At 72.7% G+C, this 20,706-nt stretch carries 19 protein-coding genes; 8 read left to right on the top strand and 11 right to left on the bottom strand.

What is annotated here, in order from left to right:
- Positions 1 to 31 precede the first annotated feature (31 nt).
- Positions 32 to 202 carry a hydrophobic protein gene (locus ABZ906_RS03075; RefSeq protein ID WP_361198108.1) on the top strand — a complete coding sequence of 57 codons (171 nt, stop codon included), beginning with the start codon at positions 32 to 34 and terminating at the stop codon, positions 200 to 202.
- Between the two features lie 71 nt (positions 203 to 273).
- On the opposite strand, the gene ABZ906_RS03070 is transcribed toward ABZ906_RS03075, so the two are convergent.
- Complete coding sequence (locus tag ABZ906_RS03070; RefSeq protein WP_361376622.1) at positions 274 to 1,026, bottom strand: GvpL/GvpF family gas vesicle protein; 753 nt, start codon at positions 1,024 to 1,026, stop codon at positions 274 to 276.
- A 61-nt stretch (positions 1,027 to 1,087) separates the two neighbouring features.
- The gene (gene ligD / locus ABZ906_RS03065) at positions 1,088 to 2,020 is read right to left on the bottom strand and encodes a non-homologous end-joining DNA ligase (RefSeq protein ID WP_361376619.1); all 933 of its coding nucleotides are present in this window, start codon (positions 2,018 to 2,020) and stop codon (positions 1,088 to 1,090) included.
- A gap of 162 nt (positions 2,021 to 2,182) precedes the next feature.
- On the opposite strand from ligD, the gene ABZ906_RS03060 reads away from it, so the two are divergent.
- Entirely contained in the window at positions 2,183 to 2,674 is a 492-nt protein-coding gene (locus ABZ906_RS03060; RefSeq protein ID WP_361376616.1) for a hypothetical protein, read from the top strand.
- 12 nt (positions 2,675 to 2,686) lie between these two features.
- On the opposite strand, the gene ABZ906_RS03055 is transcribed toward ABZ906_RS03060, so the two are convergent.
- The gene (locus ABZ906_RS03055) at positions 2,687 to 4,534 is read right to left on the bottom strand and encodes a transketolase (protein ID WP_361376613.1); all 1,848 of its coding nucleotides are present in this window, start codon (positions 4,532 to 4,534) and stop codon (positions 2,687 to 2,689) included.
- Between the two features lie 307 nt (positions 4,535 to 4,841).
- Between ABZ906_RS03055 and ABZ906_RS03050 the strand changes: the two genes are divergently transcribed.
- The 6 genes from ABZ906_RS03050 to ABZ906_RS03025 all read left to right on the top strand — a co-directional run bounded on the left by ABZ906_RS03050 (position 4,842) and on the right by ABZ906_RS03025 (position 10,463).
- The gene (locus tag ABZ906_RS03050; RefSeq protein ID WP_361198093.1) at positions 4,842 to 5,942 is read left to right on the top strand and encodes an enolase C-terminal domain-like protein; all 1,101 of its coding nucleotides are present in this window, start codon (positions 4,842 to 4,844) and stop codon (positions 5,940 to 5,942) included.
- A gap of 28 nt (positions 5,943 to 5,970) precedes the next feature.
- Positions 5,971 to 6,543 carry a hypothetical protein gene (locus tag ABZ906_RS03045; protein ID WP_361376610.1) on the top strand — a complete coding sequence of 191 codons (573 nt, stop codon included), beginning with the start codon at positions 5,971 to 5,973 and terminating at the stop codon, positions 6,541 to 6,543.
- Between the two features lie 10 nt (positions 6,544 to 6,553).
- Positions 6,554 to 6,907, top strand: a complete 354-nt coding sequence (locus ABZ906_RS03040) for a VOC family protein (RefSeq protein ID WP_361198087.1) — start codon at positions 6,554 to 6,556, stop codon at positions 6,905 to 6,907.
- A gap of 68 nt (positions 6,908 to 6,975) precedes the next feature.
- Positions 6,976 to 7,683, top strand: coding sequence for a GntR family transcriptional regulator (locus tag ABZ906_RS03035; protein ID WP_361376607.1), 708 nt, complete (start codon positions 6,976 to 6,978; stop codon positions 7,681 to 7,683).
- A gap of 162 nt (positions 7,684 to 7,845) precedes the next feature.
- Positions 7,846 to 9,129 (top strand): amidohydrolase family protein, encoded by a 1,284-nt coding sequence (locus ABZ906_RS03030; protein WP_361198081.1) that lies wholly within the window; start codon positions 7,846 to 7,848, stop codon positions 9,127 to 9,129.
- Between the two features lie 35 nt (positions 9,130 to 9,164).
- Positions 9,165 to 10,463, top strand: coding sequence for an amidohydrolase family protein (locus ABZ906_RS03025; protein ID WP_361198078.1), 1,299 nt, complete (start codon positions 9,165 to 9,167; stop codon positions 10,461 to 10,463).
- A 38-nt stretch (positions 10,464 to 10,501) separates the two neighbouring features.
- Here the strand turns inward: ABZ906_RS03025 and ABZ906_RS03020 are convergent, their stop codons facing one another.
- The 8 genes from ABZ906_RS03020 to ABZ906_RS02985 all read right to left on the bottom strand — a co-directional run bounded on the left by ABZ906_RS03020 (position 10,502) and on the right by ABZ906_RS02985 (position 20,705).
- Positions 10,502 to 12,481, bottom strand: a complete 1,980-nt coding sequence (locus ABZ906_RS03020) for a DUF5107 domain-containing protein (protein ID WP_361198075.1) — start codon at positions 12,479 to 12,481, stop codon at positions 10,502 to 10,504.
- 80 nt (positions 12,482 to 12,561) lie between these two features.
- Positions 12,562 to 13,125 carry a GNAT family protein gene (locus tag ABZ906_RS03015; RefSeq protein WP_361376604.1) on the bottom strand — a complete coding sequence of 188 codons (564 nt, stop codon included), beginning with the start codon at positions 13,123 to 13,125 and terminating at the stop codon, positions 12,562 to 12,564.
- Positions 13,126 to 13,193: 68 nt separating this feature from the next.
- Positions 13,194 to 13,445 carry a LapA family protein gene (locus tag ABZ906_RS03010; protein WP_361198069.1) on the bottom strand — a complete coding sequence of 84 codons (252 nt, stop codon included), beginning with the start codon at positions 13,443 to 13,445 and terminating at the stop codon, positions 13,194 to 13,196.
- A 131-nt stretch (positions 13,446 to 13,576) separates the two neighbouring features.
- A complete protein-coding gene (locus tag ABZ906_RS03005; RefSeq protein ID WP_361378034.1) occupies positions 13,577 to 15,322 on the bottom strand; it encodes an alpha/beta fold hydrolase in 1,746 nt (581 codons plus the stop codon).
- 226 nt (positions 15,323 to 15,548) lie between these two features.
- On the bottom strand, positions 15,549 to 16,472 hold the full coding sequence (locus tag ABZ906_RS03000; RefSeq protein ID WP_361376601.1) for an LD-carboxypeptidase: 924 nt from the start codon (positions 16,470 to 16,472) through the stop codon (positions 15,549 to 15,551).
- Positions 16,469 to 18,475, bottom strand: a complete 2,007-nt coding sequence (locus ABZ906_RS02995) for a prolyl oligopeptidase family serine peptidase (protein ID WP_361376598.1) — start codon at positions 18,473 to 18,475, stop codon at positions 16,469 to 16,471. Before ABZ906_RS02995 ends, ABZ906_RS03000 begins: the two co-directional genes overlap by 4 nt.
- Before the next feature lie 15 nt (positions 18,476 to 18,490).
- A complete protein-coding gene (locus tag ABZ906_RS02990; protein WP_361376595.1) occupies positions 18,491 to 19,879 on the bottom strand; it encodes a M20/M25/M40 family metallo-hydrolase in 1,389 nt (462 codons plus the stop codon).
- Positions 19,872 to 20,705, bottom strand: a complete 834-nt coding sequence (locus tag ABZ906_RS02985; protein ID WP_361376592.1) for a M55 family metallopeptidase — start codon at positions 20,703 to 20,705, stop codon at positions 19,872 to 19,874. The genes ABZ906_RS02990 and ABZ906_RS02985 overlap by 8 nt, the downstream gene beginning before the upstream one ends.
- Position 20,706: the final 1 nt, after the last annotated feature.

Raw genomic sequence — 20,706 nt, 5'->3', positions numbered from 1 at the left:
GGATACTCGGGTCGGCAGGAGGTAAGACACTATGGTTCCCATCCTGCTCGTCCTGCTGCTTGCCCTGCTCCTCTTCGGCGCGGGGTTCGCCGTGAAGGTTCTCTGGTGGATCGCCGTCGCCGTGCTCGTGATCTGGCTGGTCGGATTCCTGATGCGCAGCACGACGGCCTCCGGGACGAGGTCCCGCTGGTACCGGTGGTAGCCGGCCGGCGTGCGCGGTCACACTCGTCCGGCAGGTCACACTCATCCGGCAGGTCCAGGAGCCCGCGGGCCTCAGCCCGCGGGCTCCTCCGGTCCCGCCACGGCTCCCGGATCGACGAAGCTGTACGGGGGCAGCGGGCCCCGCACCCGCAGGTCCAAGTGGGGCTGGTCCGCGCGGAGTTCGTCCACCGCGCAGAGGAAGCCGCCGGCCGAGTCGCGGTGCACGAGGAAGGAGAGGTCGGTGAGCCAGCCCGGCCCCTCGGGTCCCGCACAGACCGCTTCGGTGGTCGGTTCGAGAGCGCGCCGCACGTGGTCGGCGTCGCTCGCCTCCCGCGCCCGCACGGTCGCCGCGACCTTCTCCCCGAGGTCCAGTTTCTGCTCGTGACTGCCGCCCCCGAGCAGCTGGTTGGCCTCGACCATGGCCCGTAGTTCCGGGTTCTCGCCCAGGACCTGATGCAGGACGGCCCGTTCGTTGTGGGAGGCCTTCACGTTGTACTCGACCCTGCTGTCCAGGGCGTGCAGCCGCTCCGTGTAGTGCCCGTACCGCCGCGCGAGGACCGTACGGACCGCCTCGTCGTCGGGCGCGAGACTGCCGAAGCGCAGCGGGAGCACGGCGCCCGGAGCACCTGCCTCGAACAGGACGCGGTGGTGCGCCTCCAGGTCGCGCCGCCCGGGCCGCAGATCTTCGGGAACATCGCTGACCAGCGCGGCGAGCTGCCCGCACCGCACCATCCGGACGGGGAGAGGCGGTGTGCCGATGCCGCCCGTGCCGTCCGGCAGATCCGGGTGCGGTCCGGCGACGATGCCGTAAATGTAGGTGCTCACTGATCTCGCTCCTCACTCCACCGCAAGGATTCCGAGTGACCCCGCCCGCCGGTGCCAAACCTCAGCCGCGCAGCGCGCGCAGTTTGCGGCGGGCCGGGCCCAGGGCGCGCCCCGAGCGCAGGAGGCCCGCCCACGGGTCGGTGCGCGCCTGCTCGACGGCGTCCGCGATGGTCCAGCGGCGGGCCGAGAGCGCGGGATCGTCGATGGCGTCCCAGGCCACGGGCGCGGCCACCGGGGCGCCCGGTTTGGCGCGGACCGAGTAGGGGGCGACGGCGGTCTGCGCGTAGCCGTTGCGCTGGACGTCGAGGTAGAGACGGTCGCCGCGGTCCTTCTTGCGGGCGGCCGTGGTGAGCTGCTCGGGGTGGGCCAGGGCGAGGGTTTCGGCGACGTCCTTGGCGAAGTCGCGTACTTCGTCGAAGTCGTGGCGGCCGTTGAGGGGCACGATGACGTGCAGTCCGCGCGAGCCCGTGGTCATCAGGGCGGACGGAAGGCCGATGTGGTCGAGCAGTTCGCCGGTGAGCCGTGCCGCCTCGCGCACCGGCCCGAAGTCGTCCTTGGCCGGGTCGAGGTCGAAGACCAGCCGGTCGGGGTGGTCGACACCGCCGCCGCCGACCCGGGACATCCAGCGGTGCAGGGTGAGACAGGCCTGGTCGGCGAGGTAGAGGAGGGTGGCGGTGTCGTCGCACACGGTGTGCGTGACGGTGCCGCCCTCCTTGGCGACCTCGGCGCGGGTGATCCAGTCCGGGTAGTGGTCGGGGGTGTCCTTCTGCATGAAGCGGGGCCCGTCGACGCCGTCCGGGTGCCGTTCCAGCATCAGGGGACGGCCGCGCAGGTGGGGCAGCATGAATGGAGCGACGGCCCGGTAGTAGTCGGCGAGGTCGCTCTTGGTGTACCTCGGGTGGTCCTCCTTGTCGCCGGGCGGGAAGAGGACCTTGTCGGGGCGGTGCAGCTGTACGGTGCGGCGTCCCGCCCGCAGCGTTCGCGCGCTGGTCATGTGGGGTTCCTTTCATGCTGCGCCGGGGTGCTGACAACACCTGAGGACGGGGGCCGGCAGGCGTGCCACGGGCTTCGTGCCCCGCAAGGATTCGGGGGAACGGTTCAGGTCGGACCGTAGTGAGCGAGGCACGCCATGGTGAACGGAACGCGGAGAAATCCGGTGCAGCCGCGACGGGAGCGGACGGGCGGCGCGCTGCCGTCCGCTCCCCCGCCCGTCCACGCCGCTTTCGCGCTCTGGATCACCGCGGTCATGGCGGGCTTCTTCGAGACGGTGCTCATGACGGGCAGGCTGATCGCCGACGGCGACGCGTCCGCCGGGGAGCTCTCGGGCGGCCTGCTGCTGCGGATGGCCGTGTTCTCGGCGGCGGTCCTGGTCGCCGTCCAGCTGCGCCGCGGCCACCACTGGGCCCGCCTGACGCTCGCCGCGGGGCTCGGCGTCCTCGGCACGCTGTCCCTGGTCGTCGAGCCCGTCGGATGGCTGGCCGACCACCCGCTGAGTGACGCCTTCCGGGACGCGGGTGCGGTGGACGTCCTGTTCGGCGCGAGCCGCGTGCTGCATCTCAGCGCGGTGCTCACGGCGATGGTCCTGATGTTCCGGCCCACGGCCAACGCCTGGTTCAGGGCGCGGGCCGCGGCGCCGGACAGGCGCTGACGTGGACCGGGCTCACCGCACGACCGCCTGCTCCACGAGCAGCCGCGCCGCCGCCGCGATGGACTCGGCGTCGATGCCGGCCGCGTGCAGTTGCTCCTCGGGGGACGCCGAGCCGGGCATCGTGTTCACCGCGAGCCGCACGAGCCGCGGCACCGGGCCCCCGTCGGCGAAGGCCTCCGCGACGGCGTCGCCGATGCCGCCCTCGGGCCGGTGGTCCTCGACGGTGAGCAGGCAGCCGGTGCGCTCCGCCGCCTCGCGCAGGGTCGCCCGGTCGACCGGTTTGACGGAGTACAGGTCGATGACGCGCACCTGGATGCCCTCGCGGTCCAGGTGTTCGGCCGCGGTCAGCGCCTCGTGCACGGTCACGCCCGCGGCGACCAGCGTGAGCCGGTCGGCGTCGGACGAGCGCAGGACCTTCGAGCCGCCGATCGGGAACTCCTCGCCGGGTCCGTAGATGACGGGGGTGTCCCCGCGCGACGTACGCAGGTACCGCACGCCGTCCAGGTCCGCCATCTGCGCGATGAGCCGTCCCGTCTGGTGGGCGTCGCACGGATACAGGACCGTCGAGCCGTGCACGGCGCGGAGCATCGCCAGGTCTTCGAGGCCCATCTGGGACGGCCCGTCCTGACCGATGGCCACACCCGCGTGGGAGCCGACGAGATTGATGCCGGCGCCGCTGACCGCCGCCATCCGGATGAAGTCGTGGGCGCGGGTGAAGAAGGCGGCGAACGTGGCCGCGTAGGGGACCCAGCCGCGTACCGCGAGGCCCACGGCGGAGGCGACGAGTTGCTGCTCGGCGATGTAGCACTCGAAGTACCGGTCGGGGTGCTCCTTGGCGAAGTACTCGGTGCGTGTGGAGTCGCCGACCTCGCCGTCCAGGGCCACGATGTCGCCGCGCGCGGTCCCGAGCGCGGTGAGCGCCTGGCCGTAGGCGTCGCGGGTGGCGACGGCGTCGCCCACCTCGTGGCGCGGCAGTTCCAGGTGACCGGTGCGGGTGGCGTGCAGGGCCCGCGCGGCGGCGGGCTTGCGCACCTCGACGTGCACGTCCTGTACGCCGCCCAGCTCCTCGATCGCCGCTTCGGCGTCCGGCAGCGGCTTGCCGTGCATGCCCTCGTGGTCCTCCACGGAGGCGACGCCCTTGCCCTTGAGCGTGCGGGCGAGGATGACCGTGGGCTGCCCCTTGGTGGAGGCGGCTTCGCCGAAGGCGCGCTCGACGTCGTCCAGGTCGTGGCCGTCGATCTCGACGACGTGCCAGCCGAAGGCGGCGAAGCGGCGGGCGTAGGCGTCCAGGTCCCACGCGTGCCGGGTCGGGCCGCGCTGCCCGAGGCGGTTCACGTCGACGACGGCGGTCAGATTGTCCAGGTGCTCGTACCCCGCGTGCTCCGCGGCCTCCCACACCGAGCCCTCCGCCAGCTCGCTGTCACCGCACAGCACCCAGACCCGGTAGGGAATCCGGTCGAGCCGCTTGCCGGAGAGAGCCATGCCGACGCCGATGGGGAGCCCCTGCCCGAGGGACCCGGTGGCGACCTCGACCCAGGGAACGCGGCGCGGCGTCGGATGCCCTTCCAGGCGGCTGCCCTGCTTGCGGAAGGTCAGCAGCTCGCTGTCGGTGATCACGCCCGCCGCCTTGTACGCCGCGTACATCAGGGGCGATGCGTGGCCCTTGGAGAGGATGAAGCGGTCGTTGCCGGGATGGTCGGGCCGGTCGAAGTCGTAGTGCAGATGACCCGCAAGGAGTACCGCCATCAGGTCGGCGGCGGACATCGAGGAGGTGGGGTGCCCCGATCCGGCGGCGTCCGCGGCCCGGACGGAGTCGACCCGCAGCTGCTGGGCGAGCCGGGCGAGTTCACTGGTGGTCATGGCGGGTCCTCCTGGGGGTGGGCTGTCGGATCCGGCGGTCCGTCGGTGGCACGGCCGCCGGTCGCGCCGGCCGTCGTTCACCGGCTCGCGCGGCCTCCCGACGACCCCGGCACGCGGGACCCTCGGTTCCCCCTGCGAACCGCCGCCAAACTCGGCCGGACACCGGCACCGGAGGGCGCGCGGACTCCGTTTGTGCACCGGGCAGAGGGATACCCGTACGACGCGCCGCCGCAGGTGCCGGGGCCCTGGCCCGCTTCCACCGCCTCCCGCGGCCCCCCACTTCCGCATGTGATCCAGGACGGTCCCCATGAAGGACGCAGTGCCCGTCGAAAGCCTCGCCATGTCCGCCTATCTGGTGCCCGCCGACGCCCCCGAGGCGGACGGCACCTTCGCGTGGGAGAGCACGACCGTCGTGTTCGTCGAGCTGACCGCGGGCCCCGCCACGGGCACGGGCTGGACCTACGCTCCCGCGTCGACCGTGGCCCTGATGGCCGAGCGGCTGGCCCCGGCCGTCACGGGCCTGGACGCGCTCGACATTCCCGCCGCGCACGCCGCGATGACGAAGGCGGTCCGCGACACCGGCCGTGCGGGCGCCGCCGCCGGCGCCGTCTCGGCGATCGACATCGCCCTGTGGGACCTGAAGGCGCGCCTCCTGGAGATTCCGCTCGTACGTCTCCTGGGCGCGGCCCGCGACGAGGTGCCCGTCTACGGCAGCGGCGGCTTCACGACGTACCACGACACCCATCTGGCGGCGCAGCTGAACGGCTGGGTGCACGGCCAGCGCATACCCCGCGTGAAGATCAGGATCGGTGAGGCGTGGGGGCGTGCGGTCACCCGTGACCTGCTGCGGGTGCGCACCGCGCGTGAGGTCATCGGCGCGCACGCCGAGCTGTACGTCGACGCGAGCGGCGGCTACACCCGCAAGCAGGCGGTCCGGGTGGGGCGGGTCCTGGCGGAGCACGGGGTGGGCTGGTTCGAGGAGCCGGTGCCCGAGGAGGACCTGCGGGGGCTCGCGCTGGTGCGGGACGCGCTGGTCTGCGACGTGGCGGCGGGCGGGTACGGCCACGAGCTGGCGTACTTCGCCCGGATGGTCCCTTCCGTGGACTGCCTCCAGCTGGACGCGACGCGCTGCGGCGGCCTGACCGAGTGGCTGCGCGCGGCGGCCCTCGCGCAGGCGCACGGGATCGAGGTCTCGGCCCGCTGTGCCCCGCACGCGCATGCCGCGGTCGCCGCCTGCGTGCCGAATCTGCGGCACATCGAGTGGTTCCACGACCATGTGCGGATCGAGTCGATGTTCTTCGACGGCGCCCTCGACCCGACGGGCGGCACCGTCCGCCCCGAAGGCGGCGTCGGCCACGGCCTGGAGCTGCGGCGCACGGAGGAGGTCGAGGAATACCGGGTCGCGTGAGGAGCCGCCGGCCTGACACGCTCGGCCGATGCGCACAACGGAAGCACTGCTCGTCGGAGGCCGCTCAGGTGCGGGCAAGTCCTCGGTGGGCCTGGAGGTCGCCGCGCTGCTGCGGGCGGCCGACGTGGGGCACGCGTACATCGAGGGCGATGCCCTGGACGCGGTCCACCCGGCGCCCGAGGGCGACCCCGACCGTTCCCTGATCACCGAGCGCAACCTCGCGGCGCTCTGGGCGAACTACACGGATCTCGGCTGCCGCCGTCTCGTCTACACGAACACGGCGAGCGTCCTCGGCAGCGAGGAGCGGCTGTTCGCCCGTGCGTTGCGCGGACCGCGCGTCATCCGGGTGCTCCTGACGGCGTCGGACGCCACGGTCGAGGAGCGTCTGACGGCCCGCGAGCTGGGCTCGGAGCTGCAACAGCAGCTGCGCAGAAGCGCGTTCATGGCCCGGCATCTGGAGGAGCACGCGGCCGAGGGCACACTGCGCGTCGCGACGGACGGGCGGCAGATCAAGGACATCGCGGCCGATGTGGTGGCCGCCACGGGATGGAACTCCCGGAAGTCGCCCGAAACGATCACGGAGGGCGGCCGGGCCAACTAGGCTCGCCCGTATGGAGATCCTGGGAGCCACGCTGCGTATCTGCGTCGAGGACCTGGAGTCCTCGGTCGCCTTCTACGAACGCCTTGCGGGCCATACCGCGCAGCGCTTCGAGCGGGAGGGCGTGTCCGTCGCGGCGGTCGGCTGCTTCCTGTTGATGAGCGGGCCCGAGCGTGAGCTGGAGATCCTGCGGAAAGTCTCGGCGACGATCGCGGTACCGGACGTCGACGAGGCGTACTCCGTCCTGAACGCGTCCGGCGCCCGGGTCATCGCGGGCCCCGTGCCGACGCCGGTGGGCCGCAATCTCATCGCGGTGCACCCGGACGGCACGGTCTTCGAGTACGCGGACCGGCGCCCGGCGACCTGACCGGTCTGCCCGTATCCTCCTCTGCCCGTATCCTCCACGGCAGGCAGGCCGAACGGAGGACGGTGCACGTGGCGGGCAGTACGGCGGACGGTACGGCGGGCGGTACGGAACGGGTGTCGCTGAGCGCTCAGGCGCGCGAGGCCGTCCGGCAGCGCATCGTGGACCGCCGCTATCCGCTGGGCGCGCGCCTGGTCGAGCGTGAGGTCGCCGAGGAGCTGCGGATGTCGCGGGTCCCGGTCCGCGAGGCGCTGCGCGCGCTGGTCGCCGAGGGGCTGCTCGAACTCCTGCCGCACAGCGGGGTGCGGGTGCGCCGCCTGGAGCGTTCCGACGTACGGCACTTGTACGAGGTGTGGGAGCCGCTCGCCGTCCAGGCGTCCCGGCTCTCCGCGCGCCGGGTGGCGGCGAGCGCGCCGGACGAGCCGCCGGAGCTCGCCGCGCTGCGGGCGACGCTCGGCCAGGCCGAGCGGGCGTCGGACGTGGACGACGGGCCGCGCGAGGTCGCCGCGCACACGGCCTTCCACGAGGGCATCGTGACCCTTTCCGGCAATCCCCTCCTGGCCCGCACGATGGAGCAGCTGAGCTGGCAGCTCCAGCTCCTGTTCGGCATGCGCGCGGAGCCCGATCACATGCGGGCCCAGCACGACCTCATCTACCGCCTGATCGCCTCCGGCGACGAGGAGACGGCCGCGGCGAGCACGCTGCTGCATGTGCGGGACAGCCAGGCCGTCGCGCTGCGGGCACTGTTCGAGGAGAGCGGCGACGCCCGACAGCGATAACGCTGTATACCAACCCCCTCAAACTTCACCACCGCTCTGACTTACATCGGCCATAAACCGGCACATAGCTGCGCATTCATCCTGCCCATCCTTGCGGGCCACTCCAGCTTGGTATACAAACTGCGGACGCGTTCCCTCCGCAACCCGTCCTGGAGCAGCCCCATGTGCGTCGAGTCCATCCCTCCGCCCTCCTCCCGGCTCACCCGGCGCGGCGTCCTCGCGGGTGCGGCGGCGCTCGCCGGGACGACGGCCGCGCTGACCGCCGCCGCACCCCGGGCGAGCGCGAGCACCGCCGCACGGCGCGAGGGGGCGCGGACCGGCGGCGATCTCGTCGTCGAGGGCGGCACGCTCCTCGATCCCGCGACCGGCGAGGTGACCGAGGACGCGGTGGTCGTCATCGCGGACGGCGTCGTCCGCTCGGCGGGCAGGCGCGGCAGGACCGAGGTGCCCGAAGGGGCCGAGGTGCTGAACGCGCACGGCCGCTGGATCCTGCCGGGGCTCGTCGAGGCGCACATCCACCTGAACACCGCCGCCGAGGCGCAGGACGCCGTGCGGCTCGGCGCGACCAGCGCCCGCAGCGGCTCGACCAACTTCTACCAGGACATCGCCGTACGCGAACTGGCCCGCCAGGCGCCCGGCCGGGCACCCCGCCTGCGCGCCGCCGGAATCTTCGTCACGCCCGACCTCGGCGACACGATCCTCGCCGACCCGGAGCTGACCCCGCTGGCCAGGCTGCGTGAGGGCGTGCGCTCCCCCGAGGCGCTGCGCCGCGTCGTCGAGGTCAACCTCGCCCGTGGCGCCGACGTCATCAAGACCCGCGTCAACGAGCGCGCGGGCCTGCCCGAGCAGGACCCGCTGGCCCAGGTGTACGACCGCGAGCAGCTGTCGGCCGTGGTCGCGGCGGCCCGGCGCGGCGGCAAGGGCGTGCTCTGCCACAGCTACAGCGAGAAGGGCTGCCACGACGCCGTCATGGCGGGCATCCGCTCCCTGGAGCACGGCGCGTTCGTCGGCGAGCACACCCTGCACGAGATGCGGCGCAGGGGCACGTACTTCACGCCGACCCTCACCGCGATCGCCGGTCTCGCCGAGTCGTCGGACCCCGTGCTCGCCGAGCGCGGCCGTCAGTACCTGCCGGTCCTGAAGCGGGCCGTGCTCGCCGCGCACGAGATGGGCGTGCCGCTCGCGGCGGGCACCGACTCCTCCGGCGGCAAGATCAAGCCCATCGGCCGCGAGGTGGAGCTGATGCACGCGGCCGGGCTCTCCGCGCTCGACGCGATCCGCACGGCCACCACCGGTGCCGCGAAGCTGCTCGGCCTGGAGCGCACGGCGGGCCGTCTGGCGCGCGGCTTCGCCGGTGACGTGCTCCTCGTGGACGGCGATCCGCTGTCCGACGTGACGGTTCTCAAGAAGCCCGTACGCGTGGTGCGTTCGGGCGTCGCGCTCTGAACCCCGCCGAGTTCACACCCCTGAAGGAGACCTCCATGACGCCTCTCTCCCGTCGCGGCATACTCGCCGGCGCCGCCGCCCTCGCGGGCACCGGAGCAGCCCTTTCGGCCGCGTCCCCGGCCTCCGCCGCTTCCGGCGGCGGCAACGGCAAGCACCCCCGGGCCGTGGTGTTCCGCAACGTCCGTCCCTTCGGCGCGAAGACCCCCGTGGACCTCACGGTGGTCGACGGCCGGATCACGGAAGGCCGGGCGCCCAAGGGCGCCGAGGTGATCGACGGCGGCGGTCGTGTCGCCCTGCCCTCGCTCGTGGACGCCCACATCCACCCGGACAAGACGACGTGGGGCAGCTCCTGGGTGACGCGGAAGCCGGCGAGCGGCATCGCCGACTACTGCGAGCAGGACGTGGAGATCTTCAAGAGCCAGAAGCGGCCGGTCGGCGAGCGGGCGTACGGCCTGATGTCGCACGCCGTCACGCGCGGCACCCGCGCGATGCGCGCCCATGTGGACGTGGCACCCGCCTACGACCTCGCCGGGGTCGAGGGCGTGAACGCGGCCCGAAAGCGCCTCGGGCACGCCCTCGACGTGCAGATCGTGGCCTTCCCGCAGCACGGCGTGATCCGCACCCCCGGCACGGCGGAGCTTCTGGAGGAAGCGGCGCGTTCCGGCGCGATCGACCTGGTCGGCGGCATCGACCCGATCAGCTTCGACAACGCCATGGACGAGCAGCTCGACCTGGTCTTCGGTCTCGCGGACCGTCACGGCGTCGGCGTGGACATCCATCTGCACGACCGCGACGAGAAGGGCACGAAGGTCCTGCGGGCCATCATCGAGCGCACCAAGGCGCTCTCCCTGCGCGGCAAGGTCACGGTCAGCCACGTCTTCTGCCTGCCGAACCTCTCCGACGGCGACCTGGGCGAGATGGCGGCCGACCTGGGCGAGCAGGACATCTCCCTGACGACGGTCGCGCCGAACGAGTCCCTCGTCCTGCCGATCGCGAAGCTGCGCGAGCACGGGGTGCGGGTCGGGCTCGGCTCGGACGGGGTGCGCGACGCGTGGAGCCCGTTCGGCAACGCGGACATGCTGCACCGCGCGCACATCCTCGGCTGGGTCACCGACGTCCGCCTCGACGACGAACTGGCCGCTTGCTACGACGTGGGCGCGCACGGCGGCGCGGACGTGATGGGCCTGGACCACGCGGACCTGAAGCCCGGCGCCCCCGCCGACTTCGTCCTCGTCCGCGGCGAGGGCGTGCCGCAGGTCCTGGTGGACATGCCGCAGCGGGACATGGTGGTGCACGGCGGCCGTGTCGTGGCCAGGAACGGCGAGCTGGCGTAACGACCACCCGGGGGCGGCTGCCCCGCCCCCGGGTACCCTCACTCCTCCGGCGCCGCCCGCATCCGGTAGTCGTACCTGGCGGGCACTTCCTCGTCGGTCGTCTCGCGCCACAGTTCGCCGAGCACTTCGGCGCCCTCGCGCAGGTCGGGCACTTCGAAGCCCTCGTCGAAGATCGCACGGGCCGCGTCCCGCTCCCCCTGCGCGAGGAGCAGCTGGACCTCGACGAGGCGGAAGCGGCCCTCCGCGCGCGTGGACGGCGGCAGGCGGTCCCACACGCCGCGCGCCGCGTCCTGCCGGCCGGCCGCGAGGAGGACGGCTATCGCCTCCCTGCCGAGGGCCGCGCTCGCCGACGTCCACAGGACACCGTCGTCGCGCCGCTCCTGGCACAGGTCGTCGAAGGCTTCCGCGTACCGGTCGGCGGCGCGCTCGATGTGGCCCGAGTCCTGGTCGGCGACGGCGAGGCACCGCAGCAACGGCCAGCGCGACGGGGCGAGTTCGAGGCCGCGCTCCCAGCTGCGCACCGCCTGCGCCCGGTCCCCCGCATGCCACTGGGCCACGCCCAGGTGGTACTCGGCGACCGGCCGCGCGGGCGCCGTCTCCAGCATGTCCCGCCAGTGCGGGGCCACCAGGGTCGGCCCCGGCGGCGCGACACGGCGCGGCTCCGGGACGGCCCCGGAGTGCAACAGCTCGAGCCACGGCTCCTGTTCGGGGCCCAGCGTGGACTCGGGGAACGGCGTGCCCGGCACCTTGTACGCGGCGCGCAGGACTTCGAGCGCGCCCCAGCCGGACCCGGTGGCGAGCACTTCTCCGGGCTCGGTGTCCGCGCACGGCCGCCACGCGTCGTACGCCTCCTCCACGGCCACCCGCGGCAGCGCGTCCGCGAGCCGGGCCCGCACCTCCTCGCGCGCGGCCCGCCAGTCGCCGCCGTGCACGGGACCCGGCTCAGCGGACAGCGGCCCGTACGACTCCAGCCACGCGAACTCACTCTCGGCGTCCAGGCGTACGTGCTCCAGCTGGGTCCGCGCCAGGCCCGCCTGGATCTCCGCGTACCCGCCGGTGCCCGGCTCCGTCAGCCACTCCTGCCAGCGCTGTCCGCCCGTGCCCGACCCCCACACGAAGAGCTTGCGGCCGCGCAGCAGGTCGGTGGAAGTCTGGACGAGGCCGTGCCCGTCGTCGTCGAGCGCGGCGATCCAGCGGCGTGCCCGGTCGGGTACGTCGTAGAAGTAGTCGGCGGCGTACTCGCTGCGCGGCGGGTACGTCCGGTCGACCCCGTCGGTCACCGGCACCGGCACCTTGCGCAGGCCCCCCGCGTACCCGAAGTGCCAGGCCTCGTCGGCCGGGACGATGACGCGGCGCTCCTGGGGCACCGCGATGTTGGACCACCAGTAGACCGGCACCGCCTTCTCGTGCGGGTTGCGGACGCGCACCCCGACGTGGAGGAAGTCGGAGCCTTCGGGCAGCCACAGGTCGACCTGGAACGGCACGTCGCGCAGCCGCTCCCACTCCCAGAGCCGCAGCATCTCGCCGCCGTCGGGCGCCGTCACGCGCGCGGCGTGCAGCGGGGCGCAGGAGAGGGTCGTATGGCCGGTGGCGCCGATGTTCCATTCGATGCCGCCGGAGAACCAGGCGCCGTTGAGCGCGAAGGCGGCGGGCTGCAACACCGGGTTGCGGTAGAGGAGTTCGCGCCCTGTCGGCTTGTGGAAGAGGGAGTGGACACGGCCGCCGAAGCCCGGCAGGACGGTGGCGCGCAGCCGGTCGTTCTCGATGACCAGCGTGTCGATCGCCGTGTCGGTCCGCTCGCGCCCGTACCCATCCAGGACCCGCGTCGGCAGGACACCACGCAGCGGCTCGTACCCCAACTGCCGGGCCATGTCACGCGGCAGCCCTTCTCTGCCGCGCTCGTCCAGGGTGTGCACTTCGCGCAGCGGCCGCAGCGGCGGCAGGGGGTTCTCGGGGCCCAACGGGGCTGCGGGCAGCGTCAGTACGTCACGTCGCACGGTGGTCGTCACGATCACCATGGAACACGGTCGGCGCCGTCCCGACCAGGGGCTATCCAAGTCAGGATTACGCAAAAGCGCGCGGGGCGGCCCCGGCGCGGCTACTCCGTGGCGGTCAGCGCCCATCGTTCGTGGTCGCGCCAGGCCCCGTCGATGTGGAGGAAGTCCGGCGAGAAGCCTTCGAGGCGGTAGCCGCAGCGGCGGGCGAGGGCGATCGAGGCGGTGTTGCCGGGCTGGACGTTGATCTCCAGGCGATGGAGCTTCAGGACGTCGAAGGCGTACCGCGTGACGAGTCCGACCCCCTCGCTCATCAGACCGCGGCCCGCGGCGTGCGCGAAGGCGCCGTATCCCAGTGCCCCGCACAGGAAGGCGCCCTCGACGATGTTGTTGATGTTGACGAACCCGGCGATGGCGCCGCCGGTCGTGCTCCCGCGGCCCCGCTCACCGCCCCGCTCGCAGACCAGGAACCCCACCCTGCCCCGGCCCTCGATCAGCGCGCCCGCGTACGCCTGGTACGCCTTGTCCGTGGTGGGCGGGAAGAGCCAGGGGCTGTGCAGCTCCCGGCTCTCGCGCGCGCGTGCGGTGAACTCGGGGCCGTCGGCGTAGGTGTAGGGACGTATGACCGTGTGGGGTCCCTCGGCCAGGGGGCGGGTGGTGTCGGGCATCGGGCCACGCTACTCGCTGCCCGGCCGGAACCCCGCCCCCACCAGCCCCGCTCTCACCTGCGCCGCTCTCACCTGCGCCGCCGGACGAAGTACGCCCCGCACAGCGCGCCGATCAGGCCGGTGCCCAGCAGCGCCACCCACAGCGGCATGGTCACCTCGGGGATCAGCAGTCTGATCTTGGTGTGGCCAGTGTTCTCGAAGATGAAGACCAGCGTGAGGACGGCGACCACCAGGACGACGATCCTGCCGGGCGTCAGGAAACCGCCGACGCCGCCCTTGGAATCGCCCTTGGAGCCGCCCGAGGAGGTGTTGGGGCTCATGCGTGGTCCTTCCGTCGGAGCTTCGACCGGCCTCCCCCGGTCACCAGCATGGGCGGCTGGGCCGGGTTCGCGCGCGGTGGATGCCCCTGCGGGGCGCCGGTGTGGGCCGTACGGGTGAGTCCCGGGCAGCGTCAGCGGACGACGGGCAGCTTCAGCACGCCGGTGTCCCCGGGAGCGCTGGTGACGGTCACCGGCTTCACGCCCCGGTTCCCGCCGTACGCGTCGTCGCTCGCCGCCACCACGAACCGGAGCTTGTGCCCCGCCTCGTACCGGTGCACGATCCCCGGCAACGACACCGTGAACGGCTTCGTCACGTCCGGCACCCGCACGGGCGAGACGAGCCGGTGCACGAGCGTCTTCCTGCCGTCGGGGGCGACGTCGTACAGCTTGGCGAAGAGGACCAGCTTGTCGGCCGCGTCGCCGGAGTTCTGCACCTTCTCGGTCCGGGGCGAGACGACCTTGAGGGTGGCCTTCGCGGAGCCGACGACGTCCACGGCGGCGGGCAGCGGCTCGGTCGTCCAGTCGAGGTAGGTGCCCTTGGTGTCGTGCGGCGCGGGGTCGGGCAGGCCGATGAGTCCGGCGAGGGAGCTCTCGGAGTGGCTCGTGGGGATCAGCCAGTTCCGGTACTCGCGGCTGCCGCGGGCGACCTTCTTGCGGTGGTCGACGAGCTTGCCGTCGCCGGACAGATACAGCTTCTGGCTCAGGGCGGGCACCTGCGCGGCGGTCGCGTAGGAGCCGTTCGGGCCGCTGTCGGCGGGGACCCAGTCCCGGTGGTAGGCGAAGGCGGGTCCGGTGTCGGCGGCCTTGTTCTGGCGGAGGTAGCGGTCGAACCACGCGAGGACGCGCTTGCCGACGTAGCTCGTCTCCAGGTTGCCCTCGGAGAGGTTGAGCTCACCGGACGCCGGGTCGGTGAGCCCGCCGCTGTGGCCCGCGGACTGCCAGATCATCTTGGCGGTGGTGCCCTGCGCCTTGAGCGTCTCGTACGTCGCCTGCGCCTCGTTGAGGTTGAAGAGGCTGTCGGCCTGGCCCTGGATCAGCAGCGTCGGCGCCTTGACCCGCGGCAGATAGGAGACGGGCGAGACGCTGCGCGCATACTCCTGCAAGGCCTCGGTCTTGTCGGCGGGGTAGCGCCCGGAGTTGAGCGTACGGATCGTCTCGCAGGCCTGCGTGGCGAAGTGCAGGCAGGTGAGGGAGTTGATGCGGGAGGGGTCCAGGCTCGGTTCGAGGAGCGGCTGGCCCTCGCCGATGAGGTAGAAGCCGTTCATCCACTGCCACTTGGACGCGCCCGGAACGCTGCGGTCGGAGGCGTTGTTCGGGTCGAGCGAGTAGCTCAGGTCGTTCCAGGTGATCATCGGTACGAGGGCGTCGACCCGGCGGTCCACGGCGGCCGTCGCCATCTGGATCGCCCCGCCGTACGAACCGCCGATCATGCCGACGCGCGGGTCGGCCCCGGCGTCCCTGGTGACGTAGTCGACCGTCGTGCCGTCGTCGGCCGCGCGCTTGCCCGCGAGGAAGTCGACGAGCCCGGAGGCCGCCCTGCCGTCGGTCTCCGGGTCGTCGAGGGAGATCAGGCAGCCGGACTTGCCGAAGCCGAGCCCGGAGTAGACGAGCCCGACATAGCCGCGCTCGGCGAAGGCCTTGCCGGTGGCCGCGGTCCCGCCATCCGATTTGCTGCCGCCGAAGCCGTTGGTGGTCAGGACGGCGGGGGCGGGGTGCGCGGCGTCCACCCCGGCGGGGCGGTAGAGGTCGGCGTCGACGGTGCACTTCCTGCCGCCCGCGTCGAGCGTGAACTTCAGCGCGGTGACCGTGTACCGGCCCGTGGCGCTCGCGGGCCCCGGAGCGGCGAGCGCGAGGGGCGCGGCCAGGGCGGCGCCCACGGCGAGGGCGAGCGGGGCGCGGGCGCGGGAGAGGGCACGACGGGATGCGGTACGACGGGACACGAGACCTCCACGCTGAGGACAACCGACTACCGACCGGTAAGTAACCGGCCAGGGTCATGTTGTGACACGTGTCAGGTGCGGGTCAACGCTCGTGACAGGAGTTTCCCGTCGGGAATTGACGGAGATTCAGTGAGGACGGAGCCCCGTCGTGACCAGGTGGCCCCTACGCCAGCGCGGGCACGTCAAGCGTCAACGTCGCCGCGTCCGCGTCCAGTTCGGCCGCCGCCCCGAACGGAATCGTCAGCGCCCCGTCGCAGTGCCCGAACCCGAACTCCTCGACGACCGGCACCCCGAGACCGCCGAGCCGGTCGAGCAGCATGGCCCGCACGGTGTCGTACGGATCGCAGTCCACCCACGAGCCGAGCGCGACCCCGCGCACCCCCTCCAGCCAGCCGGCGCGCGCGAGTTGGGTGACATAGCGGTCGAGGCGGTACGTCTCCTCGCCGATGTCCTCCAGGAAGAGCAGCCCGCCCCGCGCCGACGCGCGCACCCCGGGCGCTCCGATGTCCGCGGCGAGCAGCGAGAGGCAGCCGCCGAGCGTGACGCCCCGCGCGCGGCCCGGCACGAGCGCCCTGCCGCCCGTGGCGATCGCCTGGACCTGCTCCGGCGCGAAGAGCGTGGCCCTCAGGTGCTCCTGCGCGCGGGTGTTCTTGAGGAAGTCCAGGGCCGCGGTCATCGGGCCGTGCAGCGTGGCCAGGCCCATCCGTGCCGCGAACGCCTCGTGCAGCGTGGTGATGTCGCTGTAGCCGACGAACACCTTGGGTCCTGCCGCCCGCATCGCCGTCCAGTCGAGCAGTTCCGCCATCCGCAGCGCGCCGTAACCGCCGCGCGCGCAGAGCACCGCGGAGACGGTCGGGTCGCACCACGCCTCCTGGAGGTCGCGGGCGCGGTCCGCGTCCGTGCCCGCGAGGTAGTCGAAGCGCGGGTGCCGGGCAAGGACGTGCGGGGCGACGACGGGTTCGAGGTCCCAGCCGCGCAGGATGTCCAGGCCCGCCTGGAGCCGCTCCTCGGGGATGGGGCCGCTGGGCGCGACGACGGCGACCCGCGCGCCGGGGACCAGCCGCGCGGGGCGTATGAGGGGGTTCACTTGGAGAGCTCCAGGACAGGGGTGGCGCCGGCCAGGTTCAGCCGGAACACCTGGGCGTACAGGGAGAGTTCGGCCTCCAGTGCGCGGATCAGCGTGTCCACGCGACGGAATCCGTGCCCCTCGCCCTCGAAGGCGATGTAGGCGTACGGCACGTCCCGCCCCTCCAGATCGGAGACGAACCTCTCGGCCTGTTCGGGCGGGCAGACCACGTCGTCAAGGCCCTGGAGCAGCAGGAAGGGCACGCTCACCCGGTCGGCGTGCTCCGCGGGCGAGCGCTCCACGTACCGCGTGGGCACCTCGTCGAACGGACCGATCAGCGAGTCCAGGTACCGCGACTCGAAGTCGTGGGTGCCGCCCGCGGCCCATTCCGTGAGGTCGAGGACGGGGTAGATGATGGTGGCGCAGGCGTACACGTCCGTCGTGGTCAGCGAGGCCGCCGCGGTCCAGCCGCCCGCGCTGCCGCCCCGGATCGCGAGCCGGTCGCGGTCGGCGGTGCCCTCGTCGGCCAGGGCGAGGGCGACGGCCGCGCAGTCCTCGACGTCGACGATGCCCCACTGCTCGCGCAGGCGGTTGCGGTACGCGCGGCCGTAGCCGGTCGAGCCGCCGTAGTTCACCTCGGCGACGCCGATGCCGCGCGAGGTGAAGTAGGCGATCTCCAGGTCGAGCACGAGCGGGGAGCGGCTGGTGGGGCCGCCGTGCACCCACACGACGTACGGCGCCAGTTCGTCGTCGGGGGCGACGCGGGTCGGGTGGTGCGGGGGGTAGACGTGCGCGTGGATCTCACGCCCTGCCGGGCCGCTGAAGGTGCGGATGCGCGGTTCGGGGTAGTAGGCGGTGTCCACGGGGTCGTCGTGCGCGGCGCCGATCACGCGGGCCCGGCCTGTGCTGGTGTCCAGTTCCACGACCTCGTACGCGCTGCGGGGGCTGGCCGCGACGCCGACGGCGCGGGTGCCGTTCACGGCGACGGTCGCCGACCACTCCGTCCAGGGGCCCGCCGCGTCGACGACCTCGCCGGTCTCCGGGTCGAGCACGCCGAGCGCGGTGGCGCCCTTGCCGTGCACGACGGCGACGAGGCCGCTGGCCAGGGGCGCGAACCAACCGGAGCCGAGCTGCCACAGGGGGCCGCCGAACTCCTCGTCGCGCGGACAGAGCGGCGCTCCGTTCCCGCCGTCCGCGGGGTCCGTGCGGTAGAGGTTCCACCAGCCCGTGCGGTCGCTGACGTACAGGAGCCGTCCGTCGGGCGCCCACTCCACCTGCGCGACGGACTCCTCCGGGCCGCCCGCGAAGACCCGCGGCGCACCGAACGTGCCGTCGTCGCGGACCGCGGCGACGAGGAGTTCCGTGCCGTCCCAGGGCATCCGGGGGTGGTCCCAGGCGATCCACGCCACGCGGGCGCCGTCCGGCGAGAGCCGGGGCCCGGTGATGAAGCGGTGCCGGTCGTCGGAGAGTTCACGCAAGCCCGAGCGGTCGTCGGCCGCGGAGCCGTCGAGCGGCACGGCGACCGCGACCCGCCGTACGTCGGTGGACGCCTCGCCGGTGAACTCCTCCAGGACGCACCACACCTCGCCCCGGTCCGGGTGCACGCACGGATCGACGAACCGCAGGCCGCCGCCCACACCGGAGAGCGGGGTCAGCGGGCGCGGCGCGGCCCCTGGCGTGTCGGGCTCGTACGCGTACAGGCGCTGGTCGGCGAAGTTCGCGAACACGACGAGAGGACCGCCGGGCCCCTCGGCCCCGGCCCAGGAACGGCCCCCGTACTCGATGACCCGGCTGCGCACGTTCCACGGCTCGGGCAGCACGGACTCCTCCGCGCCGTCCGGGCGCCGCCGCACCAGGGCGCGCCTGCCTCCTTCGGCGGGCCTCGGCTCGGTCCACCACGCCTCGTCCCCCACGAAGCCCACGTGACCCGGCAAGCCGTCGTGGGCCGCGGCGAGCGCCGCGTCGATGGGCGACGGCCATGATCCGTAAGCCTGGGTCTCCATCATGTCCTTCTCTTCCCCCATGATCGGTTGTGTTCCCTAGGCCGTTCTCAGGTAGCGGTCGAGTACCCGGACCCCGAAGTGCAGCGCGTCGACCGGCACGCGCTCGTCGACGCCGTGGAAGAGCTTTTGGTAGTCGAAGCCCTCCGGTGTCTTCAGCGGCGTGAAGCCGTAGCCCGTGATGCCCAGTCGTGAGAACTGCTTGGCGTCCGTGCCGCCGGACATGCAGTACGGCACGACGTGCCCCTCCGGCGCGAACTCCTCGACTGCCGCGCGCATCTTCGCGTACGTCGAGGAGTGGACCGGCGCCTGCAGCGCCACCTCGCGGTGGTGGAACTCCCAGTCGACGTCGACTCCGGTGAGCCGGTCAAGGGTGGCGGCGAACTCTTCCTCGCCGCCGGGCAGAAAGCGGCCGTCCACATGGGCGACGGCCTCTCCGGGGATCACATTGATCTTGTATCCGGCCTGCAGCATCGTCGGGTTGGCGCTGTTGCGCACGGTCGCCTCGACGAGGGACGCGGCCGGGCCGAGCTTCTCCAGGAGCGCGTCCACGTCGAATGCGGGGTCGTCCAGGTCGGCCTGTTCCCCGTACAGCGCGGCGAGTTCCGTCAGGGCCGCCCGGACCGTCGGGGTCAGGCGCACCGGCCAGCGGTGCTCGCCGATGCGGGTGATCGCGGACGCAAGGCGGGTGAGGGCGTTCTCGTGGTTCACCTTCGAGCCGTGGCCCGCCCTGCCGCGCGCGGTCAGCTTGAGCCAGCCGGTGCCGCGTTCCCCCGCGGCGATGCCGTAGAGCTGATTGCCCCGCCCGTCGTGGAAGGTGAAGGCGCCGGACTCGCTGACGCCTTCCGTGCACCCCGCGAAGAGCGACGCGTGCCGGTCGGCGAGGAACCCGGACCCGTCCTCGGCGCTGGCCTCCTCGTCGGCGGTGAACGCGATCACGATGTCCCGCCGGGGCCGCACTCCCTGGCGCGCCCAGCCACGCACCACGGAGAGGATCATCGCGTCCATGTTCTTCATGTCGACGGCGCCGCGGCCCCATACCTCGCCGTCGCGGATCTCCCCCGAGAACGGGTCCACGGTCCAGTCGGCTGCCTCGGCCGGAACGACGTCCAGATGGCCGTGGAGGAGCAGCGCGTCGGCCGAGGGGTCGGTGCCCTCGATGCGTGCCACAACGTTCGTGCGCCCTGGTGTGCGCTCCAGGAGCGTCGGTTCGAGCCCGGCTTCGGCGAGGCGCTCGGCGGCGTACTCGGCGGCGGGCCGCTCGTGGCAGTCGCCGCCGCCGCGGTTCGTGGTGTCGATGCGGATCAGTTCGGAGGTGAACCGGACGACCTCGTCGAGCGCCTGCTCGTCGACGTGTCCGGATGCCGGTGCGCCGGCCTGCCCGGGGACCTGGCCGGCGCCCTGATGCGTCAGCTGCTCCTCAGCCATACTGTTCCTCCACCGCCGCAGATGCGATCGTCGTGACCGCCTTGAACGTACGAATCCCCTCGTACATGGTGTCGCTGGTGTACGCGATCTTCCGTTCGCCGGTGCGCCGCACGCCCGGCACGACGGTGGACGCCATGGAAAGATGCTCGGCGTCGAATTCCAGTTCCACCGTGAAGGGGCCGCCCCGGACCGGGTCGTGCCGTACGGCGAGCGACGCCGCCTCCCGGGCCGCGGCCCTGATGTCCGCTGCGGTCCGCCGCGGAGTGCGGCAGACCGCCGCGTAGCGCGACACGTGGTCCTTGACGGCGACCTTCAGCGCGCCGGGCGCGTAGCCGAGCGCGTCCTCGCAGGCCAGGTCGTCGCCGGTGACGAGGACGACGGGCACTCCGTACTCGGCGACGACGTGCGCGTTGAGCAGCCCCTCGCTCGCCCGGTCGCCGTTGACCCACACCCCGGTGATCGAGTTGGCGAGGTAGGTGTGCGCGAGCACACCCTCCATGCCGGCGCCCGCGTGATAGCCGATGAACGCGATGCCGTCCACGTCGTCGTGCTGGACGCCCTCGACCATGGAGAGCGACTTGTGCCGCCCGGTGAGCATCTCGGCCCGCTCGTCGAGGTTCTCCAGGAGCAGGTTGCGCATGGTCCAGTGGGCTTCGTTGACGAGCACCTCGTCGGCGCCCCCGTCGAAGAAGCCGAGCACGGCGGCGTTGACGTCCGAGGTGAACATCGAACGGCACCGCTCCCACTGCGGCGTACCGGGCAGCACGTCGGCGGGCCAGGTGACACCAGTGGCCCCCTCCATGTCTGCGCTGATCAGGATCTTCATG

The sequence above is a fragment of the Streptomyces sp. NPDC046925 genome (genome assembly GCF_040644915.1).
GTDB lineage: Bacteria > Actinomycetota > Actinomycetes > Streptomycetales > Streptomycetaceae > Streptomyces.
The sequence above is the reverse complement of the archived record's forward strand: the minus strand, read 5'-3'. Positions and strand labels throughout refer to the sequence as shown.